This window comes from Arcticibacter sp. (genome assembly GCF_045629565.1).
Taxonomy (GTDB): domain Bacteria; phylum Bacteroidota; class Bacteroidia; order Sphingobacteriales; family Sphingobacteriaceae; genus Arcticibacter.
The window spans coordinates 1-24622 of sequence record NZ_JAZQRL010000132.1 but is presented as its reverse complement, the minus strand read 5'-3'; the positions used below and the strand labels follow the sequence as shown (position 1 = coordinate 24622).

Below are 24622 nucleotides of genomic sequence, written 5' to 3'. Positions count from 1 at the left end.
GTAATAATTCTATTGTGTAATAAAAGGTGTCAGTCCGTCTGCAATGTTACGATCATTTGATAATCGCGGTACTTTGTTCTGACCACCCAATTTACCCTTGCTTTTCATATATTGCTGAAAAGCTCCCTTAACCAGAGATCGGATTATGAGCGGCCTCAAGATATTTCCAGTTATCAGGTCAAAGTAATAAATATTTTTCTTTTGCATGGCTACGTCCACTCGCTTGCTGAATGCATCCATGTCGTGCGGCGGGTTTGCGAATTCAACGAACCACTCGTGGTACGGAAGCTCACCAGCCAAAGGAGTGACTTGCGGCGCTACTGTAAACTCAGTCACTTCCACGTCGTATTCTGACGCCGCTTCCAATAAAGCGCTCTCTACTTCCTCTCCTATAACATGCTCACCGAAAGCGGAAATATAGTGTTTAATCCGACCGGTCACCACAATTCGATAGGGATTTTTGGAAACAAACCTGATCGTATCACCAATACTGTACCCCCAAAGTCCGGCATTCGTATTTAAAATCAAGGCATAGTTGGTACCAAGTTCTACCTCCGCTAAACTTAAACGACGGCGGTTTTCACTAAAATACTCTTCAGAAGGAATAAACTCATAAAACATTCCTGCATTTGTCAGAAGCAGCAAACCTTTTTCTTCCTGCGAATCTTGATAGGCGATGAAACCTTCTGAAGCCGGGTAAGTTTCGATGGAATCAATCTTTCTGCCAATCACCTCCTCCATCCTCTGGCGATATGGCTCATAGTTAACCCCACCGTACACAAACAGGCCAAAGTTTTTAAAAATATCCTTGATCTTCTTTCCGTCCGCTTTAGCGGACAAACGATCGAAATACATCTGAACCCAGGGAGGTATGCCAGATATCAGTGTCATATCCTCATGAAAGGTCTCCTCCACTATTGCGTCTACCTTTTCCTCCCAATCTTCAATGCAGTTTGTTTCATATGTCGGAAGTCGGTTCTTCTGCAAATATTGCGGAATATGATGGGCAACAATACCGGAGAGCCGACCCGTGGCAACACCATGTTTCTCTGAAAGCACCGGACTTCCTTGTAAGAAAATCATCTTTCCATTCACGAAGTCAGTTTTACCCGTTTCATGTATGTAAGTTAGCAGCGCATTGCGGGCGGCCTTGATATGCTCAGGCATAGATTCTTTTGAAATAGGAATGTATTTTACGCCTGATGTAGTGCCGGAGGTTTTGGCAAGATAAGCAGGCTTACCTTTCCACAAGATATCCGCTTCTCCATTTACTATCCTGTCTACGTACGGTCTCAAATCTTCGTAGTCGCGAATAGGGACGTTCTTTTTAAAATCTTCATAGGTCTGGATCTGATTAAAATTATGATCCCGCCCAAAAACCGTATACCTTGCCTGACGGACTAAGGTAGACATAATCCGGTTCTGCACTTCTATTGACCTGTTTTTCCATTTGTTAATCCGGTAAACTGCCAACGCAGCAAAGGGCTTGCTAAGTTTCGCCTTAAGTCCCATACTAATTAAATGATATTGCCCATTAAGCCCGGATCTTCCTCTCCGTGATACTCATTCATCATCTGACGATAAGCCACAGCTATAGCCACGCTCGACAGAGGAATGATAAGCAAAGAGTTGACAAGGTTAATCATCGCAGCCGAAATAAGATCCTGTTCAGAATAGATCTTTAAATAAAGTGCCTGACAAATTGCAAGAAGCATCAACAGCATCAACAATTTAGTAAAATTGCCCCTAGTAATAGCCATACTCAATCTGATAGACTTAAAGGGTGAACAATTTCTATCTATTATAAAGAAGGGAAAAAAAGAAATCCGGATCCAGGTAAAAATGATACCCAGAACTCCTAACGATGTCGCGACCTGAGTGAGAATATCCATCGGTATGCGTACATAGGCGAATGGGAGTATTACCAGGATGATGAGACCATAAACTACCAGAATACAAAGCACAAAATAAAACGTCGCCAATAGAAATCTCAGAATCTGCCTTGTGGTTGGAAAGGAATCCTTAACGTAGACGTCCTCATCGGGCTTATCAAGTACCCGAAGCACAAATTTGAACAGTGTCAGCTGAAATCCGAAGTATGCAGCGATAAAGATAAGCATCATAAGAATACTCAATCCTATGTTAAAACCTCCGATATACATAGCCAGGATGCCGGAAAGGTTGAATATAACAAACATAAGAAGGCACAAACCCAATATCTTGAAATATTGGCGTTTCAGCACTCTCCATGCCGTCGTAACTACATCATTTACGCCAAATGTGCTTTCCTTTAGAAATTCAATCATGAATGTTTAAGAATTATTCGCTTCCAAAAATCCTGCATAAAACCTAAGCCATAAGCGATTAGCTGAACAAAGGCTGCTACTATGCTTAAAAACGCAACCTTTGCTGATTTGTTCGCATTCCATGAATGAAAGAACAATAGCAAAATGTATACAGCAATCAGAAAATTGCATACATCTGCCAGTTTGATGCTTAGCGCGTTAGCAAGCGCCGTAAAAATAACAAATAATGTAAACAATGCCGGAAAGAAATGAACAGCTTTCAACTGAGACGGAAAAAATGTATAAATATTTATCCTCGCACGTCCAAAAAAATGAAGTTGCTTATAAAATTGCTTAAAATTTGTACGTCGTTTATGAAATACTTTTGCCTCAGGGATCAGACCGGTCTTAAAACCCATCGACTGTATGCGGATACTAAATTCGATATCTTCCCCAAGACGGGTTAGAATAAAACCATGCGTCGCTTCCCAAACTCTTCGGGAAATCCCCATATTAAAACTTCTTGGATGAAAGGCCCCCCCTATTCGCTTCTTATTACCGCGGATACCACCGGTGGTAAAAGGTGATGTCATTGCATAACTGATAGCTTTCTGAACCGGAGTGAAAGATGAGTGCGCTGCATCAGGGCCTCCATAAGCATCCAGCTGATGCTTCAATAGATGACGATGAACGATTTCCAGATAATCCGAAGGAATAAGACAATCGGAATCAAACATGATAAAGTAGTCGCCCTTGGCTAATTTAAAAGCGTAGTTCCGCGTGAAGCCTTGTCCTTCATTATGCTTGAAGTAATACCTGACATCCAGCTTGTCCCGGTAACTTTCAACGATTTCCCGGGCATCTTTGACGGACCCGTCTTCAATAACCAGAACTTCAAACTGTGTATACGTCTGAAGCGTAAGCGTATACAGAAGCTCGTCTATCTCCTGTGGTCTGTTGTATAAGGGAATAATTATCGAAAAGAACATCAGGCCTCTCTTTCTATCTGGTAAGCGTTACGTTCAGACGAATTTCGGGCAACCAGCTCCGCAACGAACCCGGTGAGAAACAACTGAAAACCTACGATTATGGCTACGAGGGCGATAAAGAACAGCGGCTGATCGGTCACGTTTCTAAATTTCAAACCATGCGAGATATCATAGAGTTTCTCAGCAATTAACCACACCGAAATCGCTGTTCCTGCGAAAAAACTCAGAACGCCTAATGCACCAAAGAAGTGCATAGGACGCTTGCCAAACTTTCCTACAAAAATAATGGAAAGCAAGTCAAGAAAACCATTTATAAACCTGCTCAGACCAAACTTGGTAGTACCGTATTTCCTTGGACGATGTTCTACAACTTGTTCCCCTATTTTCTTAAATCCAGCCCATTTTGCAAGCACCGGTATATAGCGGTGCATCTCCCCATAGACCTCGATGCTTTTAACCACTTCCCGGCGATAAGCCTTCAATCCACAGTTGAAGTCATGAAGATTGTGAATGCCAGACATCTTCCTCGTGGCCGAGTTGAACAGCTTGGTTGGTACAGTTTTAGTGATCGGATCATGCCGTTTTTTCTTCCATCCGGAAACAAGATCAAATTTATCGTCGACAATACGACTGTAAAGAGTCGGTATTTCATCCGGACTGTCCTGAAGGTCTGCGTCCATCGTGATTACCACCCTGCCCTGCGCCGCTTCAAACCCCACATTTAATGCAGCTGACTTACCATAATTTCTTCTGAATTTAATCCCTCGGATATGCGGATTCTGTTTCTTAAGACCTTCAATTACTTCCCAGGAGTGATCGGTGCTGCCGTCGTCCACCAGAATTATCTCGTAAGAATAGTTATGGGCCTCCATAACACGCCGGTTCCATTCAACCAGCTCCGGCAGAGATTCTTCTTCGTTATATAGTGGTACGACTACGGATATATCCATATTTGAGTTCAACATATTATTAGTCCTCTTCTCTTACAAAGACCGGAGGCTCTTTTTTAAATATCGCTGCAAAGATAAGGGCAACTACAAAAATAATGATGATAGCCTGCAAATATCCCTGAACCATTTGTCCGGTAGTCAAAACAGCTCCTTCTGCGAAACCGGCATTTACTTTGTCTACAGATGCGTCAATCTCATCCTGATTTGCTCCCTGCCTTTCGAGGAACGAGGTGGTCACCCTAACCAGGTTTTCCTTCGTCTTAGCTTTCAAAGCGGGCCCACTTACTTCATAAAACACGAAATTCCCCACGGTCGAAAAAGTGTAGGCCACGATGAACATAATAAATATCCCGGTAGTTGCCTGTCTCAAAGTCCAGTACCCCCCTACTCGCTTTCTCAAACTAAGCGCTAAAAAAACCGCAGCTCCGAGTGGAACGAGTAATGACACGATCAAGGGCGTTGCAACAACCAGGGCAAAATTCGCTGTATTTGCCAGCATATAAACGGAAATAATACCAGCAAGCAAGACGATAATACCAAAGATGAGGCCATTAATGGCCCCACCTTTTTTTAATTCTCTTTGATTTATTGATACTTCGGCCACCTATTCTCCTTCATTAAACGCCACTAACATGGAGTATACTACGGCATCAAAGTCTGGTTCCTGACTGTAGTTAATAACCTCCTGAACCTCGTCTTCTTCCGGAGTGGTCTGTAAAAAGAAACACATCACCGGATAAAATAAATCCCCTATTTCCGATTCCTCAGACAAGCTCGCAGCAACCTTGCTGATCTCCTCAACATTGCTTTCCATCAATACCTGGTTGGCTATCATATCCTCATAGATACGGTGCTCATCCTGAAACTCATCCTCATCAACGAGCAAGAACTCCTTCAGGAAGTCTTCGAGTTCCGGCTGAATGTCCTCATCCTCGCACTCCTGAATATAGAGCAAGACGTTCAGTAGTTCTGTACCACGATCAATCGTTTGATTTTCAATTTCTTCCCACTCTGGAGTCTCCAGATAATCTTCCTCCAGCTTATGCACATCTTCCGAAAAGAAATTGACCATTAGCAGATCAAAAAACACCTCACGAAGATTCTCCAGCGACGGCTCATCGTCAAATGCGGCATCCAGGTCCGCAACCTTATCCATAAAACCCTTCTCAGAATCGAAGACAGTACTGATCTTGTCCTGGAACTCGCCAACTGATTTTCCTGAGATACTCTCAAATTGCGCTAACGCGGCATTTACTGCCTTTTCGATCTGTTTTTCCATAGTCCTTATTGTTGATAATAAAACTGTTCATTGTTACACACGGCCAGAACCCTTCCTTTCAGTGTTTGACCTATAAAAGGTGAATTGGCCGCTTTAGATTTATTGCTGCCCGGGTCAAAGACCCATTCTAAATCCTCACTAAAGAGAACTAAGTTGGCAACATCTCCCTTCTCTAATGAAGGCAAAGGCAAATTCAATATTTTTCGCGGGTTAACAGACAGCTTCTCCACTAGTAGATCAACCGGCAATCCGGTTTTCAAAGCCAGCGGTAGAACGGTTTGAAGACCTATAATCCCAAATGACGCTATTTCAAACTCAACATCTTTGAACTCAATTTCGTGCGGTGTATGTTGGGATACGATCGCGTCAATCGTTCCGTCAGTCAATCCTTCCAGGAGAGCATCTACGTCTTCCATACCTCTCAATGGAGGTTTAACTTTGTAATTGGTATCGAAGCCCTTCAGAACCTCATCGGTAAGTACGAGATGATGGGCCGCAACGTCACAGGTAACGCGAACCCCCTTCGCTTTCGCTTCCCGAATCAGCCTTACACTGCCCGCTGAAGAAATGGTGCTGAAGTGGATCCTTGAGTCATTGTATTCTGCTAAGTATAAATCTCTCGAAATAGCGATTTCTTCGGCAAGGCTCGGAATACCTTTCATTCCCAAAAAAGTACTAACAACTCCTTCGTTCATTTTACCCTTCCCTGCTACTGAGCTGTCCTCCGGATAAGAAAACACAAGGCCGTCAAATCCCTTTGCATAAAGTAAGGCCCTGCTCATCAGTCCAGAGTCATTTATAGGCCGGTTACCGTCTGTAAAGGCCACGGCTCCCGCAAGTTTCATATCGTATAGCTCTGCCAGATCTTTGCCTTCTCTTCCATAGCTTATACATCCGAGCGGATGAACATCCGTTAGGAAGCTGGAACTGCGGTTTACTATATAAGAAACTTCCGACTTCGAATGTATAGGCGGATTAGTAGATGGTTGAATAGCCACTCCCGTAAATCCTCCGGCCATAGCGGCCAGGGCTCCACTTATCAAGTCCTCCCGTGTCTCATATCCAGGTTCACCAAAACTGGCGTTAAGATCAAAAAATCCAGGGGCCAGGTAGCAACCTTTTGCATTTATCACCTGCAACCCTTCTTTACCAGCGTCAATGTTTCCAGACAGCTCTTCAATCTTGCCGTCCTTTATCAATACATCAACAGACTTTTTATGATATTCGGAATTTGGACAGATAAGTGTGGCTGAGCGAAAGAGTAGTGTATTCATTTGATCGTTAATCTTTTAAGTCTTCTGCCCGTAGTAACGCAAGAGCAGGATTTCCGCAGCAAGGCAAATCAGGGATAAAATTAGACAAAGTTTCCACAACTGCACACCATAATTTGCGGCTTTTATTTCTGATGCCAATGTATTGTCACCTGTATCATAGAGGTTGAAAGCTCCTTTTGGAAACACCTCCTCAAGCATGTCATCATCTAAATAGCTTAAGTCCGATTCGGATGGATTGGTATTGAAGGCTACCTTACTTATTAAATGGCTCCCACGTATCAGATCGTAAATTCCAGGCTTCATTGCCTCGTCTGAGATAAACAACCTGATACCGCTTTCTGTTTGCCTGATGTCTGGAATGATTTCCCTGTCTCCAGCTCTCAGTCTCAGCCCCTCCCTGGTACCTGAATCCGAATTCTGAATATTGATCAGTTCCTCTCTACCAAGCGTGTAATAAAGAGGCTGATCACGCAAACTTGAAAAGGCCGACTGATACATGATAGGGACGAATAACGGATGTCTAACTAAATTCGAACTGCCTTCCTCGGCGGCTACCGCTGACAAGAACACCTGTCCCGCTCCTACAGTATAATGAGCAAGAAAGAAGTCTTCGTTCTCGAATTTGAGTAAAACGCGACGGCTGCTTCTTATTAAATTTGAGTACCGCACATAGGATTTCGCTGAGGGAAGATTCATATTCCTCGGTAAGGACTGGAAAACATCACCAAAGATCGGATGGCGAGTATCCATGTAGTCAGCCCTTACTGCTTCATTGATCCGTCCTAGGGGTTGGTCAATACCGAGACGGGAATTAAGGCTCGTCAAATCAGACAAGTCTCCCTCCTGCGGAGGAAATAGGAAAAGAGTGCCCCCTTTACGAACATATTCTGACAGTTGTTGACTGAGTCCTTCACTAATGCTTGACAGGCCAGCCAAGACAATCATTGGATAAGCGTCGAGACCTGAATAGTTTACACTTCCAACATCTGCATGCTCCACTTCAAAAAATGGTTCAGATTGATATACTGCGTTAATATACAGATTGGCCTCCTTCTTATCCAGTATAAGAAGCGGCAAAGATTCCCTGACAGGATATGTAAAGAAATACTTGTCATCAAAGTTGAAAGGATTATCAACAATTTCTACACTTGCTTCCTGCCAACCGCTTTCTTGCGAATTAAAAGTTAATGTATCCATTACCTGCCGCCTGCCTTCAATATCAACAGTTGACAGTGCTTTCTGCTGACCTGCCACCTGCAATCTGACAGACACCTGCTCCGCCATATTATCTGAATTATTGCTTAAGCTCACCACTAGTTGCTCTGATTCCCCGGGTTTATGCAATGGCGATAAAAACCATAAAGAATCAATTGAGATATTCGTAAGCCCTTCCGCTCTTAATTTGACTAATGAGTAGCGGTTGGAAGTGTCGGCACTTATCCTCTGCCCGTCCCGAAGGTTACGTTGAAAATCCGATAAAAAGTAGGTAACCTTTGATTGAGCTGCTTTTCCGCTGAACAACATATTTTGCCTGTCAAGCACCTGCCTGAAGTTACGACTGCGTGGACTTATCCGGATAGTGTCGACAGCATCCTGAAATTCTTCTTTTGTCATCAAACGCTGATGAATGCCCTCGAAATCGTTGGTCACCAGCTGAATCCTGATGTTTGGCCCGTACATTGACACAATATCCTTAGCCTTGCTCTTTGCCTCTTCAAGTAAGCTGCCCTCCCTGCTGATTGCTTCCATGCTATATGAATTATCGACATAGACGCTGACATATTCAGCATTAATATCACTATCACTTCCGTTATCAGCTATATATGGCCGTGCAAAAGCAAGCACCAAAAAGATTACCGCCAGTGAGCGGCACACCAGTAAAGCATAGCGCTTGACCTGGCGCGATCCCGTGGTCTGCAGTTCAACTTTCTTCAGCAACGATATGTTCGAAAAATACACCTTTTTAAATCGCCTGAAATTAAAAAGGTGAACAATTACAGGAACTGCAATTAAGCCAAGCGCAAACAGAAACTCGGGAACAATGAATCGCATCAGTCAAAAATACACATAAATAACCCTATTTGTCCCTCCACATATTATCATTGACATTCGCGTCCATAAAAAGATCACCGTCCAGTTTGATCTCTCGGATCGACTTACGGGATCTGAGATTAACAATAACTTCCTTTCCATTCTGCTCCCAAATAGCAGGCGTTTGGTGTACAGTTTCGAGTGTACCATCACCGTAGCTGATCACTATGTCGAATGGCACAATGAAACCACCAGTATTGCGTATATACAGAATGTATCCATTATCAGATCTCTCAACCTTCCTAAGCGAGAGATCAATATAATTCCTGGAGAAAAACCAGCTCTTCCAAAACCAATTTAATGATCTGCCCGAGACGTCATTGAACGTGTAAAAGAAATCCCATGGCATTGGATGCTTTCCGTTCCACCTTCCCATATATTCCAAAAGACATTTTTTGAAAAGATTTTCACCTAACAGATCAATAAGCGCTAGATAGGCGAGCGACGGCTTGTTATATGCATTAAACCGGTATGCTGCTTTCAGCTCATTGGAAGGGGTGATAACTGGCACCTCTCCTCCCCGACGCGCGCTTTCGATCCAGGGTTTTACGCGCTTCAGCTTGTAAAGATCATAAATTACATCTCTCTCCGCGTAACTGCGACCTATGAGCAGTTCAAGCGTGCTGGCCCAGCCCTCGTCCATAAAGGCATAGCGCGTTTCATTAGTACCCATGTAAAAGGGAAACCAGGAATGCGCAATCTCGTGGTTCGTCACCCTTCTTCCATTCGGGCCTTCAATGGAGGTATCATTAATCATCATCGGATACTCCATGTCGGCGTTACCCTCAAATGCTGTCATTTTCGGATAAGGATATGGTACACCCGGCAAGTGATGAGAAAACCAGTTCAGCGCATATCTTCCGTCCTGCACCATTTCTCTATAAGCAGAAGCCGTATCCGAATATGCCGCATGCATCTCAGCCCTTCTGCCAGTCGTGCTGTCTACAATAACACTGGAGGCATCCCAGATATAATGATCACTTAATCCTGCAGCTACATCCGGAACATTTGAGGCTTCAAAGTGCCAGGTATTTATCTTGTTCTGCTTCGTGATCTCCTGTCCTTTGAGGTCTTCCAGGCTAGCTATCGAAATCGTCGAGTCCGACTCAGCCGCCTGCTTCAACCGATCTATGACTCCCGCCTGCAAGACCTGCTCAGCATTCTTCAAGACACCGGTAGCCCAAACAACATAATTTGCAGGAACTGAAATCTTTAAATTATAGTCATTGAAATCATTGTAGAACTCTGGTCCTCCGTTAAAATCCGATTTATCCCAGCCTGCATAATCGTCATAGACGGCTACCCTGGGATAAAAATAAGCGAGAAAAAAAGTTGTCGGGTCGAGCATACCTTCCCGACCTGCTTTACGTGAAATGGGATAATTCCAGTCAATCTCCATCTTCACCTTTGCACCGGGCAGCAGTGGCTCCGCCAGAGGCAGCTCCTGCCATGTGCCCTTTCCCATATTCCTTGTCCATCGGCTCTTTTTTCCATCAATCAGCAACTTTTCTATCTTAATGCCAGTCGTTAAATAATCTTTATCGACGCGTCCAAAACGTGCCGCGCCCGGTTTGTGCTCATTAAGAATTAGCTTAATAACGATGGACATTAACGTGTCCGGACTGTTATTCTGATAGGTAATCGTTTCTGATCCGCTGATAGTCCGCGAAGGCGGCAAGACGTTGATAGAGATATCATATGCGGCGCTGTTCTGCCAATATTTCTCCCCCGGCTTCCCGGATAGCGACCGTGTTGCCTTTCCATATGCCCCTATTATATCCCTCGTTTCATCGAGCGTTTGAGACCGAAGTTCTGCAAAACCTAGCACCATAGAAATAAAAAAAACACCGACCAGCCTTGACATGTTTGTCCTAAGAAACATTGATGTATACATTTGCGGGGAAAATTACTGCAAAAGCATCAAAAAAAGAACTTCACACATGGAAAAACAGGATATCAATAATCACATCCGCTTCTACGCCCCTCACCATTTCATTTTTTATCCGGTGATTTTGCTTTTAATCATATCCGCGGCCTTTTATACAATTACAGACGCTGAGAATAGAGTAGTCTTCTCCTTTATCACTGCCATTCTGATCCTCCTTTGCTGGTTATCCTACATGACCCGGCAGCATTATGCCCTGACGAATCAAAATCGTACGGTAAGACTGGAAATGCGTCTTCGTTACTTTCAGTTAACTGGTGTCCCTTTCGATCAGGTTGAAAACCGGCTATCGTTCTCGCAGCTGGCAGCTTTACGATTCGCATCAGATCCAGAACTTGTCGCGTTAATCCAAAGAGCCCTTGACCAGAACCTTGATCCCGGCGCGATTAAAAACGCCATCCAGAACTGGCACCCCGACCACATGAGGGTGTAAGTCCAATCGCGCATAGATGTAGGATCCAAAAACTTAACTAGCCAATATCGGTTTATTAAGAAACCGAACTTAATGGAGCAAGAACATATCATTTCAGGAGAAACAGAAGATCAGATCTGGGCACAACTAAACTCAGACTATATTACAAATAAGGACCTTCTTGATTACCACGTAGTACTGGACCAGGCAGGCCGCAGGGTAGTGCTTGACATAGGAATTGATCTTGGCGGCGGATTCGAAAGCGGAACCGCTTTTACAACCTTCAGCTCCTACTTATACAGTCGCGATGCCTTTCGCTTCTCCATACACAAACAAGGATTTATTGATGAGATCGGTAAGTTCTTTGGCATGCAGGATGCTGTGCTCGGTTATGTCGAGTTCGACGAGAAATTCATCGTAAAAACGAATAGTGAATTAAAAACGGCTACCCTTTTTGCGGATGACCAGTTGAGGCGAATCCTTCTGGCATACGAGGACCTTAGTTTTGGTATTGTCGACTATGCTCTCGAAGAAAACGACGAGAAGGCCCCGTTCCTGGAGTTAAAGATTCAGGCAGGGATCACAGATCCTGCCCTTTTAAGGGAAATATATACCGTCTTTATGCGCGCTCTTCAAACTCTCGATTAATCGACCTTGCCTGGCATACTGGCTATAATCTTATTCACCTCATCTTCAGTAGAGCGGAGTCTGGTCTGGCAAAATTCAATCAGCACAGCCGCCCGCTTTACTTTTTCTGCAAGCAGATCCACCGATACCTCCTCATTGTTTATTTCCTGATAGATCTTATCCAATTCAGCAAATGCACTCTCGTATGTCATCTCTTCAGTCATAGCTATAATTTTCTTGTGATAGCAGCTTCGTAGCTCTCTTTGTGTAGTACAATTTCAACGTTATCCCCCTCATTCAATTCACTTCCAACAACATAACTACCGTCTTTTCGAATCATGGCGAATCCTCTTCTTAGCAAACGATCGGGACTAAGGCTCTGTATATGTTCCTTCAAATGCAGGAGATTTTTCTGTGTGGCAGCGAAATAAAAAGGCAGACGAAAACTGATTTGAGCAGACTTCATCATGATCTTTGAATCTTGATTTTTCAAAAGTCGAAAGGTTGCCGGATACAGACCCGACTCTACATTCCGGAGCTGATAACATTTATGCTGAAGGGCCTCTTTCGTCGCCGAGCCGAGCCTTGACTGCAACATCATAAAGCGGCTGTTTTTATACGCCATCAGGGATGTAGCTGTTTGGTTAATAGCTCCTGACATCATACTAAGCCTCTTTTCAAACAAGTGGTTATGGTCTATCAGGAACTGGGCTGCCATGGTCGGTGTCTTCATATGAACCCTGGCGAAGAAGTCAGCAATTCCCTGATTCATCTGGTGTCCAATACCCGTAAGGATTGGCGTTGGGAACAATGCGATGTTCAGAGCCAGATCGTAGTCATCAAAGGGTAGAAAATCCGCCGGAGCGCCTCCTCCTCTGGTCAGTATAACCACATCGTAGCGGATGCCAGAAGCCTTGATCTTTCCAAGAGCTTCCATTATAGATGCCGCCGCATTATATCCATGAACCAGCGCTTCATAAAGCTCCGTATGAAACCGGTAGCCGTGATCATTTGTCTCCAGACAATGCATCAGGTCCGCATATGCATCTGATGTTTTTGATGTAATAATCGCAACCTTTTGAACAACCGGGGGTAATGGCAGCAGCTTATTAGGGGTAATGTATACCCCATCTTGTAGAGACAAAAGCATTGCGTTGTTACGTAACAGCAAGTCAAGGGTCTGCTTCCGTTGCAGCTCGATACCACCAATCGTCAGCTCTGCATCCAACTCCAGGAGATTCAGGCTCAGTCCATAGACGGGATGGTAGCTCACAGCAGCTCTCAATCCTATCTTGATTCCTTCCGTAAACCTTTGGCCTGTCGTTTGCTCGAAGGCGTGAATCGCTTGTGTACCCTCACCATAGAAAGCCGTACCCTTAATCTGCGCAACCTTTTGGCCGCTGCTGATCTGTATCAGTTCAAAGTAAACATGACTCCCTACACGCCTCACCCCGGCAAGCTCTGCCTTGATCCAGTAACTTCCGGGGAAAGCCTGACGGAGCTGCCCCTGGATGTTCAGCAATAGCTGTTGAAGTGTGAGATAGGTATTCATAGAGCAACTAGTTAGCCTTCGCTGCTGCCTCCGATTCCGGAAGGAGAATCAGCTTGATCATGTTTTTTCCGCTCAAATATTTGTTCGCTGCAGCTTTTAAGCTCTGGGGAGTAATTTTTTTTAATGAATCCAGATAAGTCAGGATCTCTTCGGGATCGTCTTTAAGCTGATAAGCTGAGCTCAGGTAGCTTGCCCAGAAGCTATTTTGCTTCAACTGCAATTCCGTAGTCCGTCTTTCTTCTGCCAGGAACTTCTCCACATCTGACGCATCTGCCCCGTTGGATTTTATTTTCTCAATTTCATCCAGCGTAGCGGCAATCAGGCGGTCTACGTTCTCAGGTGCGCAACCGAAAGATACCGTAAATGAATACTTGTTCTTTGGGAACTTGCTATATCCTGCTCTTGCGCCCGGGCTATACACTCCACTTTCTAACTCACGCAGGCGCTCAATCAGCTTAATCTGTAGAACTTCGCCCAATGCCTGGATCTGATTATTATTATCTTCATTATATTCATAGAAGCCACTGAATACCAGTCGTACTGTAGCTTTAGGCTCTTGCCCTTTATATACCTTCTTCGTGATAACCCCTTCCGGTGTGTTAATATTCAGGTCTCTGGCCTCTTCAACACGCTTTGTAGACGGCAACGATCCTAGATAAGTGGCCAGAAGAGGCTTGATCTGCTCAAGTTCAAAATTGCCTACAAATGTGAACGTAAAATCACTGGCGTCAGCGAAACGATCCTTATAAATATCCAGCAGCTTACCCTCTCTAACCATATTTAGTTTTTCAACACTCGGCCCTGTACGACGGATATTATAATTGCCCAGCACTGCGGCAATGGTATCACCAAATACGCTGTTGGGATCATTGGCGCGATTAGCCAAAGCTCCCCGCTGCTGCTGCATGATTGACTGGAAAATATCCTTATCCATCCTCGGTTCGGTAAAGTAGAGATGAATCAGCTGCATAGCAATTTCCAGATCCTGCGGAGCGGCGAAAGCAGATATACCTTCCGCCCGTTCGGTAATGTACGGACTTACGCTCACTCGCTTTCCGTTAAGTAGCTTGGGCAATTGAATAGAGTTAAACGATGATATGCCACTTCTCGCTACGATAGAACTGGCAAAAGATGCCGTTTCATATAACGAATCCGGATATAGCGATGTGCCGCCGGGACTGAAAGCGTTAATCAGTATCTCGTCATTCTTGAAGTCAGTAGGCTTAAGAACAACTTTGACACCATTACTCAGCGTTAATTCAGTAAAACCAAGCTTTTCATTTTTCTTTTCAGAGACAACTTTTCCTGGTGCAGGCGCTTGCCCCATCAATGGCTTATCTGAAACCTGGTCAACATAAGCGGCAATACTTGAATTAGCGATCGACTGAATCCATGAACGGACAGTCTCCTCTTTTGGAAGACTTTCCTTTTCCTTGTCCGGAGCCATAATAATCACGTCCCTGTTAATTTCCGTCAGGTACTGCTTGGTAAGGCTGTTAACTTCATTCAATGAAATACCGGGAATTTCCGTTTTCGCAAAATTGTATTCATAATCTATACCCGGACTTGCAGTTCCCTTCAAAAACAACTGAAGGTATTCCTGAACATAAGATGCCGAATTGGTCTTATCTTTTTCCTTCAGTGCAGCTTCCATTCCGCTCATATACGAAGCCTTTGCCCGCTCGAGTTCGGTTGCTGTAAATCCATGTTTCCTAACGCGCTCGACCTCCGTAAACACGGCTTTAAATCCTTTTTCAAGCTCGCCCGGTTTTGCCACAACAACGGCACTTGCGGCATCAAGACCCGCCAAAAACGAACTGATGCTGCTCCCACCCTGCAGAAAAGGAGGTTCAGCCTGTTTCATAAGCTCTCCGAATCGGGCTCCCATCATCTCGTTATAAAGGGAACGGATGATATTGTGTCTAAGATCAGACGTAGTCTTAATTTCTCTTTCCGGATGCTTAATAATAACCTGAGCAACCGTATATTGCATCTCCTTGTCGGTAACAGCAACAAACTGATTTTTATTTAACAGGGGAATCTTGTACTCAATCCTCTTACGTTCTTTAGGAGGATTTTTCAGATCAGAAAACTTATCCTTTATCATTTGTTCAATCTGTGCAACGTCAATATCTCCCACCACAATTAATGCCTGAAGGTTCGGCCGATACCAGTCTTTATAAAACTGAGTGATCGTCTCGGGCTTAAACCCTTTTAGCACCTCATCCGTACCTATCGGAAGGCGGTTTGCGTAACGGGAGCTGTTCAGAATTGTTGGCAGATATTTATCCTGCATCCTCTGCTGTGCGCCTTTTCCTAATCGTTTTTCTTCCAGCACAACACCCCTCTCCTTTTCGATCTCATCTGTGTCCAGCAACGCATCCTGCGCCCAGTCCCGCATGATCTGCATCCCGTTCTTCAGCAGCTCGGGATCATCTGTAGGTAAGGGAAGTTGGTAGACTGTCTCGTCGAAGCTGGTATAGGCATTGAGATCTGCGCCAAAGCGAACTCCTGACTTCTGCAAATAATTAACAAGCTCGTTCTTAGGGAAGTTCTTGGTTCCATTAAAACTCATATGCTCCATGAAATGCGCCAGTCCTCGCTGGTCTTCATTTTCAAGAATAGAACCGGCTTTAATGGCAAGATAGAGCTGTACCCGGGCTTTAGGTTCTGTGTTTTTTCGTATATAATAAGTAAAGCCGTTAGCTAGCTTGCCTGTTTTAACCTGCGAATCCAATGGCAGCTTTTTTTGAGCCGATGACGGCAAAGCGCTTGAGCCTAGGGCAACAAGCATGATAACGATACGGTTAAAATATTTCATTGATGTTGGATAAAGTAACGGCCAGAAAGATACGATTTTTACACCAGAGAGAAATCAATAGTAAGAAGGAAAAACGAGGTAACGGAGAGAAGGCTGATTGTTCCTGGTCGACCCTATAGTTGCTTCGTAGCCTTAAATGGTCGCCTGGTCGAAACGATTAACTACAGACTTTTCAGTGTTCTATCTTGGACATGAATATGTTAATATCGAATGCAATGACTTGGTTAAGATCCACACAAATATCCGCCTATGTTGTAGTCGTCACTACAATGGCCATGACTTCACCGTCCTCACAAGCGCAATCTATCCTGAAAAAAATAAAAGACCGCGCAGCACAAACAGCCACCGGAAAAATTTTGGATAAAACCGAGAAGGCAATTTCAAAAGGCATAGATAAGACCGTCGAAAAAACAAGTGCTGAACAAGACAAGCCAACGAGTGGAGAGTCCAAAACCCGAACATTTGACGGTAGCCTGCAGCCCGCAAGTACAGTAAAGGCATTTAGTAAATTCGATTTCATTGCGGGAGACTCTATCTTGTATGTGAACGACTTTTCCGATGAGGCCTTTAGTGAGTTACCAGCCGGATGGAACAGTAATGGAAGCGCTGTTCTGGTGAAGCTTGATGGCCTGGAGGGACAGTGGCTGCGTATGGCCCAACGGACAGTCTGTCTATCTGACAACAAGAAGATGCTGGGCGATGATTTCACCGTAGAGTTTGATATGTTCCTGCAAATTGACTTCAAAGGATGGTTACCACCATCGATCCGGTTCGGGCTTCTGGCTACCGGAAAGGCAGATCCTGCCGGCAATAGTTTGCTCTCCGATCCGAAGGGCGACAAATCTCTTTATATGGAAATCTCGCCACTTTCAACCGGAGCTAACATAGCAATGGAGAGCTATATAAATCATAAAAGGTATTTCAACAGCCCGACACAGAGCAGCAGTTTGGCAAAAAAATGGTATGGAAAGGTGGTGCATGTATCGTTACAAGGCCAAAAAGAACGACTACGCATATGGGTGGACGAGGATAAAATATACGACGTTCCAAAAGCCATCCCTCTCGAAGGAATGTTTAATCAGTTGTTCTTTCAGTTAAGCAGTAGTCCCTACCAGGATGATCAGATAGGGGTATACTTCACGAACATCAAGATAGCGAAAGGAATGCCCGATCTGAGACATAAATGGATAGAGGAAGGCAAATTCAGCACTACAGGTATTCTTTTCGACACCGGCTCGGCTACCATTAGAGCGGAATCAGCTGGCGTTCTAAAATCAATCGCTGATGTATTGAATCAAAATAAAGACACGAAGATCCGGATCGTTGGCCATACAGATGCTGTGGGTGAAGAAAAAACTAACCAACAGCTGAGCGAACGCCGGGCGTTGGCTGTAAAAGCAGTCCTCCACAACACTTTTGGCATCTCCGAGGAGCGGCTTGAAGCAATGGGAAAAGGCGAATCAAGTCCAGCTTCAACAGAAAAAACTAAAGAAGCTATGGCGAGAAACAGAAGAGTCGAATTTGTACGTCTTTAGTAAAACACTAATCGGTATATTTATAAGTAAGCCTTAGTTAATTTGTTACGCTTATAATCATACCATGACTTTTGATAAAGTTTGTGCATACCTACAGTCAAGGGAAATATTCCTAAGCCCTGACGATATCCGCATGATTTCTACCGTCACCACCCATCGGATAATACCGAAACACACCATTGTCATGCATCAGGGGAAAAAAGTAAACAGGCTATTTTTCCTTAATCAAGGAATCGTGAGACTATTCCGGGTATATGAAGGAAATGACTATACCCTTGGCCTGGTATCATTAAACGATTTTATCTCAACTCCCCTTTTCTTGCTCAACGGTGCACCCTCTAATTGCGGGCTGGAAACGCTCACTGATATCGATGTACTCGAATGGTCCCAAGCAGACGTGATGGCTATCAAACAGCATGTCGACAAGGCCTACGCAATAGAACAGGCGATTATGCACCGCCTGCTGATCTGGTTGCAAGATATGCAGATCGATGCCGTTTGCCTTACCGCTGAGGAGCGTTACCAGAAGATCCTTATGCAACAACCCCAAATCATCCAAACTATTCCTTTGAAATATATAGCCTCGTTTCTTGGTATTCATCAGGATAGTCTCAGCAGAATCCGCAAACAAGTTAATCAGCGCTACGGATTAAGTTCCTGACATATGTCAGGTTCAGGCACCTCACATGCCGTTATCTTTGCTGTGAAATTCAACATCTTAATGAAAAAAATATCTGTCGTTATTGCTGATGCCGATCATGAACAGCGCCGTCGCACGTCAAAAATCCTCAGATGTTCCCCTTCCTTTTTCTTAGCGGGAGAATGCACCAATGGAATAGAAGCGTTGAAAGACATAAATGCGCTGGAGCCACAGCTATTGTTAATCGATGTCGACCTCCCGGGGAAAAATGCGTGGACTGTGCTCGAAAGCGCCAGCCACCTGCCAGCGCTAATCTTCATTGCAAGAAGCGGTATTCACGCGTTAAAAGCTTTTGAACATAACGCATTGGACTACATATTGAAGCCTATTCGAAAGGAGCGTTTACATCAGGCCTTAGATAAGTATATAAAATGGCACGATCTGAAAATAGACAATGGAAATCTTGAAATCTCCATCAACAAATCCGAACTTCCTAATCGCATCCTTGTAGAAAATGGCAGAAGACTGGAAAGTATTTCCCTTAATAATGTAACGTACTTCAAAGCCGACCGTGATTATACCTGGATATATACGGATAATAACGATGCTTACTTAAGCTCATTGGGCATCAGCAGTATTGAACGTAAACTCGATAAAAACCGCTTCATACGCATACATCGCTCCTATATAATCAACATCGAACATATTAAGACCCTGCACCGGGAAATTACCCGACTGTTCGTGACGCTGCCTAACCAGGTTGAAATTAACGTCGGCCGAAATTATATGCCTTCCATCAAGCAACTGATTTTATGAACTAAACAACCAGGTTCTTCCTGCTTTCAGCAGACATTTTTCTGTGCTGAATGGCTGCCATCACAGAAATAAGCAACAGGACAGCAACCGCCCAGTATACCCAGACGGGAACGGGAACAGGATCTCCTGCTGCATAGGAATGTAATCCAGAAAGATAGTAGTTTACGCCAAAGGATGTCATAATGATCGATGCAAATGCCCACAAGCTCGCCAGATTATAAACAATCGCACTTTTGAGAGCCGGAATGAGCCTCAAATGCAATACAAAGGCGTAGATTATCACGGAGATAAGTGCCCAGGTCTCTTTTGGATCCCATGCCCAATATCTTCCCCAACTCTCGTTCGCCCACACACCTCCCAGGAAAGTACCTATTGCAAGGAGAAACAACCCTATCGTTATGGCAAGCTCGTTCACTATTGTCAACTCCTGCATGCTTATCCACCAGTTAACAGTAGGCGTCTTCGGTTTGAAAATAATAAGTATAAGGCTCAGCAACGCCAATATTGCCGCAAGGGCGAGAGGCGCATATGAACTGACAATTATCGCCACGTGGATCTTAAGCCAGTAGGAATGCAGTACCGGCATAAGATTGGTAATTTCCGGATTCAGCCAGTCCAGGAAACTCACAAACAACAGCGTACCCGAAAACAATAAGCCTAAGGGAACCGTAAATCGGGACTTACCCGAGAATAGCAGACCGAAAAGCAAGACACCCCAGGCGACAAAAACGAGCATTTCAAAGCCGTCACTCCATGGCGGATGCTTGGCGATATACCATCTCAATACAAGATGAAATGTAAAAACGATAAGCCCGGTCCATGCCAACCACTTACCTATAGTCCATAGCCGCTCCATCAGACCCGACTCCCTGAAAAGCATAACAATTCCGAGCACCAGCAGTAGGGCACCTAGGACCCAGAAAGCTCCAAAAAGCTTATTTCCAAGGTTCAGCTTATTATATAAAAGTTCAGCCTCTATTAACTGCTCCGACGGATAAACGCGCTCGCCAGCTTTCTGCTGAAACAGATGTATATACTCCAGAGCATCGTCACCTTGCTTCCAGTCGTTCTTTTGAAGGCCTTTTTGAAGTCCTGTAAGGTAGAGCGACGTAATATTTTTCACGAAAGTGGCATCCTCTTCTTCAAACCCGCTTTGTGACTGCTGGCTGGTAAACCAGGTATTGTTCTGGTCACTTCTATTAGGAAATATTCGCAAGAAATCTCCAGTCAACAAGGCATAGAAGATATTAAAACGTTCGTCGGTCTTCAGCAATTCCTTATGTCCCTCATTCCGTTCCGCAGGCTTCATCTTGTTCGCTTCCTCTACGAGGTCGTGCAGCAGATAGTCACCCTTGTCATTCAAGAAAGCTTTAAAACTGATTCGGTCAGCTGGTTCGATCCCAAGAGCCTTGAACGCAAGCACAGATTTCTTCCTGTCTATACGTATCACGGGCATCTGACTAAAAAGTACTGGGTCTAACTGAACGGCTAGCAGAAACTGTTCGGAAGACATTTGAATATCTCCGTCAGCCGACGGGACAGTTATACGAGACTTCCCATTAAGCTTGCGTACGATCTCATTGGCCAATGTATTAAGAGGCTTCATACGTCCGTCCAAATCCTGAACGATTAACCGCCCATAATGGTTCGCCTTTTCCAGAGGTACAACCGCAATCTTCGGAACCTGCGGCGTCTGTGCATGCACTAAGCCAGCCAGAAAAATCAGAGCCAAAACACCCGCAGCACCTGAACTCCTTCGTATGCTCCGTAGCTTCTTATTCAGCATGGTGAATCTGCTCCCCCTGGCGAAAAGTGTAAAAAACATACCAACGGTCAGCAAGGTATAGCCAAGATAAGTTAGATAAGTGCCAGGCCGGTCGCGGCTCACTGAAAGAACCGTTCCCTTTTCATCGGTATCATAAGATGATTGATAAAACCGGAAACCTTTATAATCAAGCACGTTATTCATAAACACACGATATGGAAATTCCTTTTCGCCATCCATTACAGTAAGTTCACTGGCGTAACTCTCCGGACTCTGACTACCCGGATATCTCTTTAACTCGAATTCCCTCAGATAAAGACCGAACGGCAATACCTCTGCTTTTGGTCCGTAGGTCACTGAATATTGTCTTCCATTGGCGGTAAAAGGATGCCATGTCGGATCAAGACTGGATAATTTTATATAGTCAGACATCACGGTCTTACCACTGCCGTCTGTTATCTTCAACTTGACCACATCCGGTAAGCCCTTTGCCATCTGTTCATCATCTTCCCTGCTATACTTGATAGAAGCATTCTCGTGAATAGCCTTCACAATAAATGCCCCTCCATCCCATTGATAAAGTGACCTGAGTTGCAACTCCTTATCTTCACCCGCATGAAGAACACCAATCTTCTGAGTGGCCATCTCCATCACTTGAAGATGAACATCCGACTTGATGACCCACATACTATCCCTTTTAAAAATCTTAATCGTACTTTTCGCTTGCTCATTCGTACCCAGAACCATCGCACCCATCTGCAATGCACTCCCTAAGGTGATGAGATGGTCTGTCCGTCCTTCTCCCATTGCAACGGCAACATCTAAGTAAGTATCCTTTCCCGGGACGATCTCCTCTTTCGCCTTGGTTATAAATTTCTCAAAAGTCACCTTAAAGTCTTCATCACCAAACGCAGCGCCTACGGTCACAGGTTCAAAATTATGCCCGATCAAATTCATTGGCTTCTCCAATCGCTTACTATCTGTAACACCCGACTGCTTAATCTGCAAATAGCGTGCATTTGTAAAAAAGGTATTTTCTTTCTGCTTTTCCCGAATATGTATCAGGCCCTCTTCGCTGAAATATCTGGTCACACCGGCCCCAAAAATGATAATCACAAAGGCAATATGAAATAAGCCCACCGGCCAGCGGTTCTTATGAAACAATTTATACTTGTCAATATGGGCCAGAAAATTAACCGCCAACCAAAGCATAATCAATTCAAACCACCAGGCTTCGTACACCAGTCCTCTGGCGACAGCTGTTCCATGATCGTTTTCGATAAACGTAGCTACTGCATTTGAAAAGGCAAATGCTATAAGAAGAATGAGGGAGATACGAGTTGAGAGAAGAAATTTCAGATAAGTCATGCTTGGTCGTGTAAATGCCCGCGGTTATTTAAAACCCGGGCATGGAGATAATTTTCAATTCTCTCCAGAAGATGATAAATGATTGCTTAGCTGAGCTCAGTTATTGAATCATATTTACTTTAAGTTTTGCTTCGCGTTCTTTACCCTCTTTCAGCCATTTGGGAACAACCTGCTCCAGGAAGTTTGCTTTTTGGATTTTTTCCTTTTCCAAATCTATTCCTATATAAGCCTGAAGCGCAGATTTACTGCTTAAATTCGGCATTTGTACCGGTTCATTATGACCAAGTGAAGCAAGCACCCTTGCCAGCTCAACACGGGCATCCTGAATAATCGCCGAGCCGGAAGCTATAATACGGCTTGACTCCAATGGAGCATGAAAACCAGCCCCATGTGAAGCAGATACATAGTCCCATCTCCATTGTGCGTTCCTGATTCCTTTTAAAATCTTAGCCATCTTAGCCTCAGTTGCTCCCAGCTTCCACGCTTTTTCAGCCTCCAGATGAGCCATCGCGATGTGACGTTGAAGCTGCATCACACCCTGCTTTACCTTACCCTGACGCTCATAAACATCATTAACAAGATCGGATACTTTTTCGCGGTGACACACGAAGCACGAATTCTCGACGTTTGCCAATGGCGAGCCGATATGATGGTCGGTAAATTTTTGTCCTCCTTCTGTACCGTATGGCATATGACAGTCGGCACACGACACTCCTCGCTTGGCATGTACTCCAAAGGAATATATTTCATAATCAGGATGTTGTGCCTTCAGCATGCGGGCTTTACTTAACGGGTGCACCCAATCTGCAAAATCTATACTGTCATAATACTTCTCCATATCTTCAGCGGTAAAGCCATCCTTCCACGGAAAGGTAACATACGCTGCGCCTTTTGCATCAGGCTTATTCTTGTCAAAGTAATATTCAACGTGGCACTGAGCACAAACCAGCGAACGCATTTCCTGGTGAGACGCTTTATTGATGTCTTTGCCCATAGCTTGATACGCTTCTATCAAAGCAGGCCTGGTTATCGTTAAGTTCATCGTCTTTGGATCATGACAATCCGCACAACCGATAGGATTGATGATTTCGCTGCCAAAATCCGAGAGTTTCTTACTGTAGAATTCTGTCACCCCAAGTTCACTCATCAGGCGGGGAACATCAGGGCTTTTACATGTCCAGCAGGTGCTCGGCATATTGTCTTCTTCGGGATCCTTTGGTGCGCCAATCCGCACAGAACTAAGCACGTCACGTATAGCATGATTGTGGCCTCTCGGCTGGTTATATCCCTTACTGAAAGCATATCCTGCCCAAAGGATGATCGATTCCGGATTCTCTTCCAATGCATCACGAAAACCGCTTGTATTATACTTACTCTTAAAGGTGGTATCAAGCGTTTTTTGGTAAGACTGGTATTGCCTCGGGTAGTTCATTCCCCAAAGAGAATCACGAGGCTCAATACCTTCGATAGCGACCTGAGGATGATAAGCAAACCTGGCTTCTGTCTTTCTATCCATTATCGAATAGACAAGCATAGAAAGCAGAAACACAACGACAATTGTTGCAGTAAATAGTATCCAGTTTTTCATCGATTTATATTTTTTACTCAGTTTTTCTTTTTTTCCTTCTTTTGATTCATCGATTGCTCCAGCCAATCCGGCACTACTTTGGTTCCCGGCGGCGCATGCGCCCGAATCGGCTCAATCTGTAAGCCCGTAGAAGATAAACCCTTCACCCTTCCGTGCGGAACTTCGCGGTGACAATCCCAGCAGGTCCTGTCCGTTCGCTTTTCGAAATGATCCGCCACAAAACCAACCAACTTAGCATCTGTAACCTGATCGCTATGACAGCGAATGCAATTATCCTGAATGACCTCAACTGAAGGTTCTTTAGCTTTTATCACCTGTGGCTCAGCCCTCAGCGTAAAGATTGAAGCGTGATACAAGCCATCCTTCGCTTTAAAATAATATTTATTGAAAACATTGTTGTGAGGAACATGACAGTCGTTGCAATTTGCCACCTCGCGATGAGAACTATGGTTCCAGGTAATATACTGAGGAGTCATTAAATGACAGTTGACACATGCCTGGGGATCATCGGACAAATATGAAGCGGCATTGCTCAGCCTTACTATGTATAACCCCAAACCCACGAACGACGCAACGGCCACAATGGCTGCCGGACGCCACTTCTTTGTCGGTATCAGATTGTACCTGAAGAGAAAGCGCTTAAATTTTCGAAATCTCGTCATATTTCGGGTTTGTAGATTAGCAC

Annotated in this window: 20 protein-coding genes; 5 read left to right on the top strand and 15 right to left on the bottom strand. The window is 44.4% G+C overall.

Annotated elements, in window-relative coordinates; all coding sequences use genetic code 11:
* Positions 1-9 precede the first annotated feature (9 nt).
* The 9 genes from ACKI5J_RS19400 to ACKI5J_RS19360 are packed head-to-tail and all read right to left on the bottom strand — an operon-like array spanning position 10 to position 10699.
* A complete protein-coding gene (locus ACKI5J_RS19400) occupies positions 10-1512 on the bottom strand; it encodes a GH3 auxin-responsive promoter family protein (RefSeq protein ID WP_407431516.1) in 1503 nt (500 codons plus the stop codon).
* A gap of 5 nt (positions 1513-1517) precedes the next feature.
* Positions 1518-2306 carry a hypothetical protein gene (locus tag ACKI5J_RS19395; RefSeq protein ID WP_407431514.1) on the bottom strand — a complete coding sequence of 263 codons (789 nt, stop codon included), beginning with the start codon at positions 2304-2306 and terminating at the stop codon, positions 1518-1520.
* The gene (locus tag ACKI5J_RS19390; protein ID WP_407431512.1) at positions 2303-3274 is read right to left on the bottom strand and encodes a glycosyltransferase; all 972 of its coding nucleotides are present in this window, start codon (positions 3272-3274) and stop codon (positions 2303-2305) included. Before ACKI5J_RS19390 ends, ACKI5J_RS19395 begins: the two co-directional genes overlap by 4 nt.
* Positions 3274-4224 carry a glycosyltransferase family 2 protein gene (locus ACKI5J_RS19385; protein ID WP_407431568.1) on the bottom strand — a complete coding sequence of 317 codons (951 nt, stop codon included), beginning with the start codon at positions 4222-4224 and terminating at the stop codon, positions 3274-3276. Before ACKI5J_RS19385 ends, ACKI5J_RS19390 begins: the two co-directional genes overlap by 1 nt.
* Before the next feature lie 19 nt (positions 4225-4243).
* Entirely contained in the window at positions 4244-4828 is a 585-nt protein-coding gene (locus ACKI5J_RS19380) for a DUF4199 domain-containing protein (protein WP_407431510.1), read from the bottom strand.
* Positions 4829-5503 carry a hypothetical protein gene (locus tag ACKI5J_RS19375; RefSeq protein WP_407431508.1) on the bottom strand — a complete coding sequence of 225 codons (675 nt, stop codon included), beginning with the start codon at positions 5501-5503 and terminating at the stop codon, positions 4829-4831. It abuts the gene before it with no gap.
* Between the two features lie 5 nt (positions 5504-5508).
* Positions 5509-6777 (bottom strand): dihydroorotase, encoded by a 1269-nt coding sequence (locus ACKI5J_RS19370; protein WP_407431506.1) that lies wholly within the window; start codon positions 6775-6777, stop codon positions 5509-5511.
* 15 nt (positions 6778-6792) lie between these two features.
* Positions 6793-8829, bottom strand: coding sequence for a BatA domain-containing protein (locus ACKI5J_RS19365; RefSeq protein ID WP_407431504.1), 2037 nt, complete (start codon positions 8827-8829; stop codon positions 6793-6795).
* 25 nt (positions 8830-8854) lie between these two features.
* Positions 8855-10699 (bottom strand): M1 family metallopeptidase, encoded by a 1845-nt coding sequence (locus tag ACKI5J_RS19360; RefSeq protein ID WP_407431502.1) that lies wholly within the window; start codon positions 10697-10699, stop codon positions 8855-8857.
* Between the two features lie 109 nt (positions 10700-10808).
* Here ACKI5J_RS19360 and ACKI5J_RS19355 point away from each other — a divergent pair, with 109 nt between their 5' ends.
* Together ACKI5J_RS19355 and ACKI5J_RS19350 are read left to right on the top strand one after the other, a co-directional pair.
* A complete protein-coding gene (locus ACKI5J_RS19355; RefSeq protein WP_407431500.1) occupies positions 10809-11246 on the top strand; it encodes a DUF6526 family protein in 438 nt (145 codons plus the stop codon).
* Positions 11247-11318: 72 nt separating this feature from the next.
* Entirely contained in the window at positions 11319-11873 is a 555-nt protein-coding gene (locus ACKI5J_RS19350) for a hypothetical protein (RefSeq protein ID WP_407431498.1), read from the top strand.
* Here the strand turns inward: ACKI5J_RS19350 and xseB are convergent.
* The 3 genes from xseB to ACKI5J_RS19335 are packed head-to-tail and all read right to left on the bottom strand — an operon-like array spanning position 11870 to position 16225.
* Positions 11870-12076, bottom strand: a complete 207-nt coding sequence (gene xseB / locus ACKI5J_RS19345; RefSeq protein ID WP_407431496.1) for an exodeoxyribonuclease VII small subunit — start codon at positions 12074-12076, stop codon at positions 11870-11872. The two genes, ACKI5J_RS19350 and xseB, sit on opposite strands and share 4 nt — an antisense overlap.
* 2 nt (positions 12077-12078) lie before the next feature.
* Positions 12079-13404 carry an exodeoxyribonuclease VII large subunit gene (xseA, locus tag ACKI5J_RS19340; protein WP_407431495.1) on the bottom strand — a complete coding sequence of 442 codons (1326 nt, stop codon included), beginning with the start codon at positions 13402-13404 and terminating at the stop codon, positions 12079-12081.
* 7 nt (positions 13405-13411) lie between these two features.
* A complete protein-coding gene (locus ACKI5J_RS19335; RefSeq protein WP_407431493.1) occupies positions 13412-16225 on the bottom strand; it encodes a M16 family metallopeptidase in 2814 nt (937 codons plus the stop codon).
* Between the two features lie 215 nt (positions 16226-16440).
* Between ACKI5J_RS19335 and ACKI5J_RS19330 the strand changes: the two genes are divergently transcribed.
* The 3 genes from ACKI5J_RS19330 (at position 16441) to ACKI5J_RS19320 (ending at position 19216) form a co-directional block, all read left to right on the top strand.
* Complete coding sequence (locus tag ACKI5J_RS19330) at positions 16441-17760, top strand: OmpA family protein (RefSeq protein ID WP_407431491.1); 1320 nt, start codon at positions 16441-16443, stop codon at positions 17758-17760.
* 64 nt (positions 17761-17824) lie between these two features.
* Positions 17825-18421: a Crp/Fnr family transcriptional regulator gene (locus ACKI5J_RS19325; protein WP_407431489.1), complete on the top strand. Its 597-nt coding sequence runs from the start codon at positions 17825-17827 to the stop codon at positions 18419-18421.
* Between the two features lie 60 nt (positions 18422-18481).
* A complete protein-coding gene (locus ACKI5J_RS19320) occupies positions 18482-19216 on the top strand; it encodes a LytR/AlgR family response regulator transcription factor (RefSeq protein ID WP_407431487.1) in 735 nt (244 codons plus the stop codon).
* A gap of 1 nt (position 19217) precedes the next feature.
* Here the strand turns inward: ACKI5J_RS19320 and ccsA are convergent, their stop codons facing one another.
* The 3 genes from ccsA to nrfH form a co-directional block, all read right to left on the bottom strand.
* Positions 19218-22349, bottom strand: coding sequence for a cytochrome c biogenesis protein CcsA (gene ccsA / locus ACKI5J_RS19315; protein ID WP_407431485.1), 3132 nt, complete (start codon positions 22347-22349; stop codon positions 19218-19220).
* Positions 22350-22449: 100 nt separating this feature from the next.
* Positions 22450-23937, bottom strand: a complete 1488-nt coding sequence (nrfA, locus tag ACKI5J_RS19310) for an ammonia-forming cytochrome c nitrite reductase (RefSeq protein ID WP_407431483.1) — start codon at positions 23935-23937, stop codon at positions 22450-22452.
* A 17-nt stretch (positions 23938-23954) separates the two neighbouring features.
* A partial coding sequence (gene nrfH / locus ACKI5J_RS19305) for a cytochrome c nitrite reductase small subunit (RefSeq protein ID WP_407431481.1) occupies positions 23955-24622 on the bottom strand: 668 nt, incomplete at its 5' end.